Genomic DNA, 3,561 nt, shown 5'->3' with positions numbered 1-3,561 from the left:
GAGCAGGATGAACTGTCGATCACCTTGCAGGTTGTCGATAAAGACGCGGCGGTTGTTCTGGACAAGCGTTTTGAAGGATTTCGCGCCGCCCTGCCCCGGCCTTTGGGCAGCGAAGCGCGCTTTGCGGTCACCGACAATCTGTTCCGTCTGTCGGTCCCGCTGCCGTCCAATGTCGAGATTGACAAACCTTATTTCTTCATCCTCGAAGACGGCATCGTCGACTATGGCGCACCACAGACATTCAGCCGTGACGGTGACCGCCTGATCCTCGAAACCGGCGCGCGCGGGGATCAGCTGGACAGGATCAGCGGTGTGCTGAAAATCGGCGACCATACAGGATTTCTAATTTCCGCTACCAAGGGCGAAGTCGCGATGACCGGCCTGCCGCTTGCCAAAGACGGTCCCGAAAGCGAGAATATCACCTCGCTGCTGTTCCTTGCGCTGGGCGGCGCGATATTGGGCGGCCTGCTACTCAACCTGATGCCTTGCGTCTTCCCCATACTCAGCCTGAAAGCGATCAGTCTGGCCAAGGCCGGGGGCAATGAAGCCGTCGTCCGGCGCGACGCGCTGGCCTATACTGCCGGTGTCGTGCTGGTCGCGACATTGCTCGGCGCCATCCTGCTGGGCCTGCGCGCCAGCGGAGCGGCGGTCGGCTGGGCATTTCAGCTACAAGACCCCCGGATCATCTTTGTATTGCTCGCACTGGTAACCGCGATCGGCCTAAATCTGGCTGGAATGTTCGAATTGCCCAACGTCAATTTCGGCAACAAGCTGGCTCAAAAAGACGGTCCGGCCGGTTCCTTCTGGACCGGAGCGCTGGCCGCCTTTGTTGCCACGCCCTGCACCGGTCCGTTCATGGCTGCGGCTCTGGGCGCTACAATCATCCTGCCGCCGATCGCAGCATTGGTGATTTTTGCGGGTCTTGGCGTCGGGCTCGCGTTGCCTTTCCTGCTCATCGGATTCATACCCGCGATCCGCAACCGCTTGCCCAAACCGGGGCCTTGGCTGGATGGTTTTCGCAAGGCGATGGCGATCCCGATGTTCCTCACCAGCATTGGCCTTATCTGGCTTCTCGGCCGTCAGATCGGCACCGATGCGCTGGGGCTTTCCTTGATCTTCCTTCTGCTCGTCGCCCTTATCCTTTGGTGGTTCGGCGTTGGACAGTTGAAAGGATTGTCACGCGGCGCGATGACCAGCGCAGCGATGGTTGCCGCCATAGCGGGCGGTATCATCGCCCTTCCCGGCGAAGCGGCGATGAACAGCCAGAAACTGGCGAACACATCTGCTGCAACACTACCCAGCGAGCCTTTTAGCGAAGCCCGCCTGTCCGAATTGCGCGCCTCCGGCCAGCCGGTGTTCGCCTATTTCACCGCCGACTGGTGCATTACCTGCAAGGCCAATGAGGCAACCGCGATCCAGCGGTCTGAAACCGCCGATGCTTTCGCAGCAGCCAAGGTCGCGGTTCTGATGGGTGACTGGACAAGGCCCGATCCGGAAATCAGCAGATTTCTGGAAATGCATGGCCGCGCCGGTGTTCCGCTTTATCTCTATTATGCGCCCGGCAAGGAACCGGTCATTCTTCCGCAAATTCTGACGGTGGCGACATTGACAGATCTGGTCGGCGAACCGGTATAAAGTGCATTGCTTGATTCAATCCCCCCCAATGAAAGGAGACAATAAGTGCGAAACCTACCATCCCTAGCCGTGACCGCCATGGCCACCATCGCACTGGCAAGCCCGCTAGCGGCAGCCCAGAGAACCGGCGCCATTGCCCAGGATTTCAAACTCACCGATATAAACGGGAAGACGGTCCAGCTGTCGCAGTTTCGCGGCAAGACCGTGGTGCTGGAATGGCATAATCCCGGCTGCCCGTTCGTCGCCAAGCACTATAACAGTGGCAATATGCAGATGACGCAAAAGGCGGCGCGGCAACAAGGTGCGGTCTGGCTGACCATCAACAGTGGTGCCAAAGGCAAACAGGGTCATATGACCGGTGCCGAGGCAAAATCGCTGATCGCCAAACAGAATATCCAATCGAGCAACTATCTGTTCGACACAAAAGGTCTGGTCGGCAAAGCCTATGGCGCAAAGACCACGCCCCACATGTATATCGTCGATGGCGCGGGAGTTTTGGTTTACCAGGGCGGTATCGACGACAAGCCGACAGCCAATCCGGCAGATATCAAGGAAGCGCGCAATCATGTGCTGGCAGCGCTCGGCGAGATCAAATCCGGGGACAAAGTCAGCATAGCGCAATCGCGGCCGTACGGCTGCTCGGTCAAATACGCGTCCTGAATAAACCGGAGACTGCAAGGCTGGTGCGCAAAATTTACGCGCGCCAGCCTTGCGCCCCAGGGTCTTGGGATTGGACTACGGCATGCGAACCCCCGAAGGCAGCCGGTCAACAGGTCCCTGACCCAATCGCAAAGCATATGATGCTCGTGACTATTATCGAGAGGTTGGGAGACAGACCCGATACGCAACCCGGGTCTGCCTCCGCCTCTGTCCCGACAGCGTGCGACCCTGTTGAAAGGCGCCGGCGGTCAAACTGTTCCCATCCGCCCACATGCTTTCACGAGTGGTGGTGGTAATGGTCTAGCTTTTTGATGCTAACCTCAATCTATTCCAGCGCGCCGGAATAATGCTTCGGGTCAGTTCTTATCAATGCAACCTCTATAAGCTTGGCCTAGCCAACCTGACATGAACAGTCATGTAAACTAACGTATCTTGTTGTAAGATATTGAATTGAGTGTATTTTTTTGTTAAATCCGCGCGTGCAGATTGGCAGCAAAATACACGCATCCAACCGGTCAATTCCAGCCTCGTTAAAAAGGCCTGACTTTCCATATGGTTACGATTGTTACCGATTCGCAGCCCGGATTCGAACGTAGCGTTATCCGGTAACCGCTACTCCGGTTTGCGGAAACGCATAACAAAACGATCGGTTTTTCCGCGGATGGCCGGATCAAAAACATTCATGTCGGGATCATCTTCGAGGTTGGAAAACATCTCGCTCTCGCCATCCAGCACGAAGCCCGCCTTGAGGAAATCAGACCGGGCGGTCGCCGGATCGATGCGATGGGTCTTTTCCACCACAGCACGCGTGTCACCGGGTGACCCGACATGGTCGATCACCGCCACGATACCACCGGGTTTCATGCCGGCATGGAGATTGGCCAGCACGACCGTCGGGTCCATTTTTTCAAATTTGAACTTCTCGCTTTCCCAGTAAAAATCATGGTAGATCAGGTGCAGCATGGCGAAATCAATGCTGTTCTCTGCTGGCGTGTAATCCGGCAATTGCGACGGCACCATGGTCACATTGGCTTGCCGTGAAGCAATACCCGCCCATTTTGCCTTCGACTGGTCGCTGGTTACAAATTGCGGCGGATTGACGGCGACAACCGATCCGTTCGGACCGACGGCACGGCCCATGATTTCACTATAATAGCCGCCGCCAGCGAAAATATCGAGCACGGTATCTCCGGTTTCGAGGCCCATGAAGGCCAGCACTTCTGCCGGGCTACGACCCTCGTCCAGTTTGACATCCGCTTCTTCCCG

The 3,561-nt window shown here is 57.0% G+C and carries 3 protein-coding genes; 2 read left to right on the top strand and 1 reads right to left on the bottom strand.

Going from position 1 to position 3,561, the window contains the following annotated elements:
* Together WBM93_RS12710 and WBM93_RS12705 are read left to right on the top strand one after the other, a co-directional pair.
* On the top strand, positions 1-1,635 hold a 1,635-nt coding region (locus WBM93_RS12710; RefSeq protein ID WP_424432235.1), incomplete at its 5' end, for a protein-disulfide reductase DsbD family protein.
* A gap of 45 nt (positions 1,636-1,680) precedes the next feature.
* Positions 1,681-2,295 carry a redoxin domain-containing protein gene (locus WBM93_RS12705; RefSeq protein WP_424432234.1) on the top strand — a complete coding sequence of 205 codons (615 nt, stop codon included), beginning with the start codon at positions 1,681-1,683 and terminating at the stop codon, positions 2,293-2,295.
* Between the two features lie 612 nt (positions 2,296-2,907).
* Here WBM93_RS12705 and WBM93_RS12700 read toward each other — a convergent pair.
* Positions 2,908-3,561, bottom strand: a 654-nt coding sequence (locus tag WBM93_RS12700; RefSeq protein WP_424432233.1) for a class I SAM-dependent methyltransferase, incomplete at its 5' end; no start/stop codon positions are given.

Source organism: Parasphingorhabdus sp. (assembly GCF_049667325.1).
Classification (GTDB): domain Bacteria; phylum Pseudomonadota; class Alphaproteobacteria; order Sphingomonadales; family Sphingomonadaceae; genus Parasphingorhabdus.
Note: the sequence above shows the minus strand (reverse complement) of the source record. Positions and strands in the feature narration are given on the sequence as shown.